Origin of the sequence: Pseudomonas sp. GM84, assembly GCF_000282535.1 — a bacterium.
GTDB lineage: Bacteria > Pseudomonadota > Gammaproteobacteria > Pseudomonadales > Pseudomonadaceae > Aquipseudomonas.
In genome coordinates, this window is record NZ_AKJC01000159.1 from 1 (window position 1) to 7,104 (window position 7,104).

Genomic DNA, 7,104 nt, shown 5'->3' on the forward strand with positions numbered 1-7,104 from the left:
GAGCGCCGCCCGCGCGGCGCATCGCGGATAAATCCGCTCCTACATTTGTTGCAACGTGCCACGGCCTGTCAGGCCATGGTTGTCCGCCTCTGGCGCCCGCCGAGAGAAATCGTTGGCATCGGCGCCCGCCAATGAATCGCGTCGAGCCAACAAGGCTGGCAACTATGGCCTATCAGGCAAAGGCACGTTGCAACAAATGTAGGAGCGGATTTATCCGCGATGCGCCGCGCGGGCGGCGCTCGATCTCATGACCGCCAGAAAAACATCGCCGAGCCCATCAATTACTCGACAACCGATCCCCACGCGCAAACCGCCAGGTACGAATGATCTCCAGCCGGTCGAACTCTGCCAAATCCCCGGTAAACGGCGCAAACGGCGCCGCCAGCCGCACGATGCGCTGCGCTGCCTGGTCGAGCACCGGCTGCCCGGACGATTCCAGCACCAGCACCTCATACAGCGAGCCATCGCGGTTGATCGACACCATCATCCGCAAATTGCCGTAGATCTGCTGGCGTCGCGCGGCGTCGGGGTAGTTGAGGTTACCCACCCGCTCGACCTTCTTGCGCCACTCCTCCTTGTACCAGGCGCCCTTGTCACGCATGGTCGAGGCGGCATTGAGGCGGTGAATGCGCGGGCGCTTGGCGTACATCTGCTGTTCGTTGGACAGCTCGGCTTCAAGGCTGGCGATCTGGCTCGACAGCTGCGAGCTGTCGAAGTCCGGCGTGGCGGCCGCAGGCTTGGGCTGCGGCTTGCTTTCCTTGGGCTTGGGCTCGACCTTCTGCGGCTTGGGAGCCTTGGTGGCCACGGCGGACTTCGCCGGTGCCGGCGGCGGCACCACCTCGGGCTTGGCGGCTGGCGGCGGCACCACCTCGGGCTTGGCGGCTGGCGGCGGCGTGACCTTGTTGATCTTGCTGTCCTGGAACGGCGCCACTTCGGTGGTCTTGGGGACCGCCTTCTTCTCCAGGGTGCCGCTGCCCTGCTGGTTTTCCTGGGCCTGGAAATCGGCCTTCTCGGGCGCTTTCTCGCTCTTGAAGGTGGCCAGGGTAATGTCCATGGTCTGGCGGATTTCAGCCGGTTTGACCACGGTAAAGCCCACGCCAAGGATCAGCGCCAGGTGCACCAGGGCAGCCAGGAACAGGGTAAAGCCAAGCCGGTCCACCGGGCGAACGCGGGGTGGCAGAAAGTCGGCGGGGATGTCGGCGGGCAGCGTCATCAGGTATCCAGCAACCGCGGGGCGGGGCAGCAGCTCAGTCGAATTGGACCGGCATCATACCCCACTCCGCGTCATTGCTCCGCGTTGGCGGTCAGCGCGCCTTGAGCTGGCGATCAATGGCATCCATCAGCTTGCCACCGATATCGGTGTTGTAGGCCGCGTCGATCTCGCGGATGCAGGTGGGGCTGGTGACGTTGATTTCGGTGAGGTAGTCGCCGATCACATCCAGGCCAACGAACAGCAGGCCCTTTTCGCGCAAGGTCGGACCGACCTGGGCGGCGATCCAGCGGTCGCGCTCGCTCAGTGGGCGGGCTTCGCCGCGGCCACCGGCGGCCAGGTTGCCGCGGGTCTCGCCGCTGGCCGGGATGCGTGCCAGGCAGTAGTCCACCGGTTCGCCGTCGATCATCAGGATGCGCTTGTCGCCGTCCTTGATCGCCGGCAGGTACGCCTGCGCCATGATCTGCTGGGCACCCAGCGCGGTCAGGGTTTCCAGAATCACCGACAGGTTAGGGTCGCCCACCCGGTGACGGAAGATCGAGGTACCGCCCATGCCGTCCAGCGGCTTGAGGATCACGTCGCCGTGCTCGGCGGCGAACTGGCGAATGATGTCCGGGCGGCGGCTGACCAGGGTCGGCGGCGTGCACTGCGGGAACAGCGTGGCGAACAGCTTTTCGTTGCAGTCGCGCAGGCTCTGCGGGCGGTTGACCACCAGCACGCCTTCAGCCTCGGCCTGTTCCAGCAGGTAGGTGCTGTAGACGAACTCCATGTCGAACGGCGGGTCCTTGCGCATCAGGATCACGTCCAGCTCGGCCAGGGGGCTGTCCTGCTCCTCACCCAGCTCGAACCAACGCGCCGGGTCGGCGAACACGTTCAGCGGGCGCATGCGCGCGCGAGCCTTGCCTTGGGCCTGGTACAGGTCGCGCTGCTCCATGTAGAACAGGCTCCAGCCGCGGGCCTGGGCGGCCAGCAGCATGGCCAGCGAGCTGTCCTTCTTGTAGGAGATGGACGCGATGGGGTCCATGACAATGCCGAGGCGAACGCTCATGGGGGTGGTTCCTCTTGGCGGCCGGTGGCCGCGACGAATCGAAAGAAAAGTGGCTCAGGGTGGCGCCGCGAACGCCGCGGGTCAAGGGGGCGGCAGATGGAACGGGCTCCGGGAGTGTGCTAAAAATGCCTTCAGCTTCAAGCTCCAAGCCATCCGCGGCTTGCAGCCCACAATGTGCAGCGATGGTAGCAACTTATGGAACAGCCCCTGAAGGTGATGGTGATCGACGATTCACGCACGATCCGCCGCACCGCGCAGATGTTGCTCGGTGAAGCGGGCTGTGAGGTGATCACCGCCAGTGACGGCTTCGATGCCCTGGCCAAGATCGTCGACCACCAGCCGCAGATCATTTTCGTCGATGTGCTGATGCCGCGCCTGGATGGCTACCAGACCTGCGCCGTGATCAAGCACAACAGTGCCTTCAAGGACATCCCGGTGATTCTCCTGTCGTCACGCGATGGCCTGTTCGACAAGGCCCGCGGCCGGGTGGTCGGCTCCGACCAGTTCCTGACCAAGCCCTTTGGCAAGGACGAACTGCTCGACGCGATCCGGGCCCATGTGCCCGGTTTCGCCGCGCAGGAACAACACGCACCCTGACCGCGCCCGAGGTGGCGCGGCCTCTCTATTTCCTGATGGGGAAACAGCATGGCCCGAGTTCTGATTGTCGACGACTCGCCGACTGAGATGTACAAACTGACCGCCTGGCTGGAAAAACACGGGCACCAGGTGCTCAAGGCCAACAACGGCGCCGACGCGGTGGCCCTGGCCCGCCAGGAGAAACCCGATGCGGTGCTGATGGATATCGTCATGCCCGGCATGAACGGTTTTCAGGCCACCCGCCAATTGAGCAAGGACCCGGAAACCAGCGCGATTCCCGTGCTGATCGTGACCACCAAGGACCAGGAAACCGACCGTATCTGGGCGCAGCGCCAGGGCGCGCGTGGTTTCGTCACCAAACCGGTGGAAGAAGACGCCCTGATCGCCAAGCTCAACGAAGTGCTCGGCGCTTGACCACCCGCCCCCAGGGCGCGTCGCTGACCGCCTTCGAGCTGTTGCTGGACATCGACCGGCGCTGCCGCCTGCTGGTGGCCGACCAGCCCCCGCAGGACACCCGCCTGCAGCAATGGAGCGGCATCGGTTTTCGTATCGCCGGGCAGTGGTTCGTGGCGCCCATGGGCGAGGTCGCCGAAGTGTTGCGCGAGCCGCGCAGCAGCCGCGTACCGGGCGTGCAGCCGTGGGTCTGCGGGGTGGCCAACCTGCGTGGCCGCTTGTTGCCGGTGATGGACCTGAGCAGTTTCTTCGGCCTCGGCCCGGCGGCCCCGGGCAAGCAGCGACGGGTGCTGGTGCTGGATCACGAGGACCTGTTCGTCGGCCTGCTGGTGGACGAAGTCCTGGGCCTGCAGCATTTCGCCTTGAGCAGCCTGGAACTGTCGCCGCCGCAGCCGCTGCTGCGCGCCGCCGCCCGTTTCGTGCAGGGGCATTTCCCGCGTGAACGCAACTGGGCGATCTTCAGCCCCTTCGCCCTGGCCCAGGCGCCGGGGTTTCTCGATGTGGCGCTATAGGACTTTCGAACGTGAACAAGCCGGCCACCAGTGTCGCCCCCAACAGCATGACCCCGCGCACGCGCAGCATCGTGCAGATCACCGTGCTGTTCGTGGTACTGATCCTGTCGATCATCCTGCTGTTCGCCAATTTCGCCTACCTCAACACCCAGTCCAACCACGACAAGCAGTACATCGGCCATGCCGGCGAGCTGCGCGTGCTGTCCCAGCGCATCGCCAAGAACGCCACGGAGGCGGCGGCGGGCAAGGCCCTGGCCTTCAAGCTGCTGTCGGATGCGCGCAACGATTTCGAGCGGCGCTGGAGCTACCTGCGCGAAGGTGACAAGTCCACCGGCCTGCCGGCGGCACCGGTCACCGTGCGCGATGAAATGGAGGCGGTGCGCCAGGATTGGGAAAACCTGCGCAAGAACACCGACACCATCCTCGCCAGCGAACAGACTGTGCTGTCGCTGCACCAGGTGGCGGCGACCCTCGCCGAAACCGTGCCGCAACTGCAGGTGGAATACGAGAAGGTCGTCGAGATCCTGCTGCAGAGCGGCGCACCGGCCAACCAGGTGGTGGTGGCCCAGCGCCAATTGCTGCTTGCCGAACGTATCCTCGGCTCGGTCAATACCGTGTTGGCCGGCGACGACACCGCCGCCCAGGCGGCCGATGCCTTCGGCCGCGACGCCAGCCGTTTCGGCCAGGTGCTTGAAGGCATGCTCGCGGGCAACCCGGCCATTCAGGTCACCCGTGTCGAGGACGCCGACGCCCGTGCACGGTTGGCGGAAATCGCCGAGCTGTTCCAGTTCGTCGCAGGCTCGGTGGATGAAATCCTCGAAACCTCGCCCGAGCTGTTCCGCGTGCGCGAGGCCGCGGGCAATATCTTCAGCCTGTCGCAGACCCTGCTCGAAGAGGCCTCGCACCTGGCCAACGGCTTCGAGAACCTGGCCGGCGGCCGTACCCTGGATACGGTTGGCGGCTACGCCCTGGGCCTGCTGGCGCTGGCCTCGATCATCCTGATCGGCCTGGTGATGGTGCGTACCACTAACCGCCAGCTGCGCGAGACCGCCGAAAAGAACGAACGCAACCAGCAGGCGATCATGCGCCTGCTCGATGAAATCGAGGAACTGGCCGACGGCGACCTGACCGTCACCGTATCGGTCACCGAGGACTTCACCGGCGCCATCGCCGACTCGATCAACTATTCGGTCGACCAGTTGCGCGACCTGGTGGCGACCATCAACCACAGTGCCGAGCAGGTGGCAGCGGCCGTGCAGGACACGCAGAACACTGCCCGCCAGCTGGCCAAGGCCTCGGAGCACCAGGCCGACCAGATCAGCGAGGCGTCGGAGGCGGTGGGCGACATGGTCGAATCGATCGACCGGGTTTCGGCCCATGCCTACGAGTCGGCCAAGGTGGCTGAACGTTCGGTGGCCATCGCCAACAAGGGCAACGAAGTGGTGCACAACACCATCAACGGCATGGACAACATCCGCGAGCAGATCCAGGACACCGCCAAGCGCATCAAGCGTCTGGGCGAGTCGTCGCAGGAGATCGGCGACATCGTCAACCTGATCGACGACATTGCCGACCAGACCAACATCCTGGCGCTCAACGCGGCGATCCAGGCATCCCTGGCCGGCGAGGCCGGTCGTGGCTTTGCCGTGGTGGCCGACGAAGTCCAGCGGCTGGCCGAGCGTTCGTCCTCGGCCACGCGGCAGATCGAGGCGCTGGTGCGGACCATCCAGGCCGACACCAACGAGGCGGTGATCTCCATGGAGCAGACCACCGCCGAAGTGGTACGTGGCGCGCGCCTGGCCCAGGACGCCGGGGTGGCGCTGGCGGAAATCGAAGGGGTGTCGCAGAACCTGGCCGAACTTATCCACAGCATATCCGACGCCGCCCAATTGCAGACCTCCTCGGCGGGGCAGATTTCCCACACCATGGCGGTCATCCAGCAGATTACCGCGCAGACCTCCGCTGGCTCCGGTGCCACCGCCGACAGCATCCGGCACCTGGCGCGCATGGCCAGCGAGATGCGTCGTTCAGTGTCTGGCTTTACCTTGCCGACCCCGGCTGAACGGCGTTGAGGGACCTACCCATGGCTTCTGCAGCAGTGAGCCCCGAGCGCCACGACACGGTCGCCCTGGCCTGGACCCGGGCGGCGATCCTCGACTGCCTGGGCCAGGCGCGCCAGGCCCTGGAGCGCTTTGCCGGCGAGACCGACGACCGCTCCATCCTGGCCTTTGTGGTGGACAACCTGCACCAGGTCCACGGTTGCCTGCGCATGCTCGAACTGCGCGGCGCCACGCGCCTGGCCGAAGAGCTGGAGCTGCTGGCCAAGGCCTTGGCCGATGGTCAGGTGAGCCCGCGCGGTGACTGCCTGGGCCCGTTGTTTCGCGGGCTCGAACAACTGCCCTCGTACCTGGAGCGGCTGCGCGGGGCGCGCCATGACCTGCCGTTGGTGATGCTGCCGCTGCTCAACCAGCTGCGCGCCTGCCGTGGCGTCGAGCCGTTGGCCCAGGGCAGCCTGATCAGCGGCGCGGCGCAACGCTTCGCAGGGTCCGACGACCTGGCCAACCTCGACCTGTCGCTGGGTAACTGGCGTGAGCAGGTGCAGGCAGGGCCAGGCCGTGATGCCTTGCGTTCGGTGGTGACGGCCCTGTGCGACGACCTGGTGCGGATCAAGGAGCGCCTGGACCAGTTCGTGCGGGGTGATCGCCAGCACATCGAACAGCTTGACGCTTTGCTGGCGCCGTTGCGGCATGTTGCCGACACCTTGGCGGTGCTGGGTTTCCAGCAACCCAGGCGAGTCATCATCGACCAGGTCCTGGCGCTGCAAGCCCTGGCCCAGGGCGAACGCGCCGTGGATGACCCGGTGCTGATGGATGTGGCGGGTGCCCTGCTGTACGTGGAGGCCAGCCTCAATGGCATGGTCGGCCCTCTGGAGGAGGGCGGGCAAAACGGGCTGCCGGGCTCGGACCTGGCAGAAATCCGCCAGCTGGTGCTGAACGAATCGCTGGCCGTGTTGCAGCAGGCCAAGGACCTGATAGGCGATTGCCTGGAGTCCGGCTGGCCGCGGCAACGCCTGCAGCCGTTGCCGGGCTTGTTGCAGCAGGTGCGCGGGGCGCTGGCGATGCTGATGCTGCCGGCCGCTGCGCAGGTGTTTGGCGCAAGCGCCGCGTATGTGCAGGGCTGGTTGCAGCATCTGGACGTGGAGCCGCCAGCGGACGAGCTGGATCATCTGGCGCAGGCACTCAGTGCCGGCGAGTGCTACCTGCAATGGCGGGTAGCCGACCCGC

The 7,104-nt window shown here is 66.0% G+C and carries 7 protein-coding genes; 5 read left to right on the forward strand and 2 right to left on the reverse strand.

The features are described from left to right. Positions 1-277: 277 nt before the first annotated feature. Together PMI38_RS13500 and gshB are read right to left on the reverse strand one after the other, a co-directional pair. Entirely contained in the window at positions 278-1,213 is a 936-nt protein-coding gene (locus PMI38_RS13500; protein ID WP_008094829.1) for an energy transducer TonB, read from the reverse strand. Between the two features lie 91 nt (positions 1,214-1,304). After that, a complete protein-coding gene (gene gshB / locus PMI38_RS13505) occupies positions 1,305-2,258 on the reverse strand; it encodes a glutathione synthase (RefSeq protein ID WP_008094831.1) in 954 nt (317 codons plus the stop codon). A 195-nt stretch (positions 2,259-2,453) separates the two neighbouring features. On the opposite strand from gshB, the gene PMI38_RS13510 reads away from it, so the two are divergent. The 5 genes from PMI38_RS13510 to PMI38_RS13530 all read left to right on the forward strand — a co-directional run. Continuing rightward, positions 2,454-2,855: a response regulator gene (locus tag PMI38_RS13510; protein ID WP_008094833.1), complete on the forward strand. Its 402-nt coding sequence runs from the start codon at positions 2,454-2,456 to the stop codon at positions 2,853-2,855. Positions 2,856-2,903: 48 nt separating this feature from the next. Next, positions 2,904-3,269: a twitching motility response regulator PilH gene (gene pilH, locus PMI38_RS13515; protein ID WP_008094835.1), complete on the forward strand. Its 366-nt coding sequence runs from the start codon at positions 2,904-2,906 to the stop codon at positions 3,267-3,269. Further along, positions 3,266-3,820, forward strand: a complete 555-nt coding sequence (locus PMI38_RS13520) for a chemotaxis protein CheW (RefSeq protein ID WP_008094837.1) — start codon at positions 3,266-3,268, stop codon at positions 3,818-3,820. Before pilH ends, PMI38_RS13520 begins: the two co-directional genes overlap by 4 nt. 47 nt (positions 3,821-3,867) lie before the next feature. Continuing rightward, the gene (locus tag PMI38_RS13525; protein WP_238540194.1) at positions 3,868-5,892 is read left to right on the forward strand and encodes a methyl-accepting chemotaxis protein; all 2,025 of its coding nucleotides are present in this window, start codon (positions 3,868-3,870) and stop codon (positions 5,890-5,892) included. 11 nt (positions 5,893-5,903) lie between these two features. Beyond that, positions 5,904-7,104, forward strand: a 1,201-nt coding sequence (locus PMI38_RS13530; RefSeq protein ID WP_008094840.1) for an Hpt domain-containing protein, incomplete at its 3' end; no start/stop codon positions are given.

What these genes read in the sequence shown, in the direction of transcription:
- PMI38_RS13510 (WP_008094833.1), top strand. Translation starts at nt 2,454, where the DNA reads ATGGAACAGCCCCTGAAGGTGATGGTGATCGACGATTCACGCACGATC.
- gshB (WP_008094831.1), bottom strand. Translation starts at nt 2,258, where the DNA reads ATGAGCGTTCGCCTCGGCATTGTCATGGACCCCATCGCGTCCATCTCC.
- PMI38_RS13500 (WP_008094829.1), bottom strand. Translation starts at nt 1,213, where the DNA reads ATGACGCTGCCCGCCGACATCCCCGCCGACTTTCTGCCACCCCGCGTT.
- PMI38_RS13525 (WP_238540194.1), top strand. Translation starts at nt 3,868, where the DNA reads ATGACCCCGCGCACGCGCAGCATCGTGCAGATCACCGTGCTGTTCGTG.
- pilH (WP_008094835.1), top strand. Translation starts at nt 2,904, where the DNA reads ATGGCCCGAGTTCTGATTGTCGACGACTCGCCGACTGAGATGTACAAA.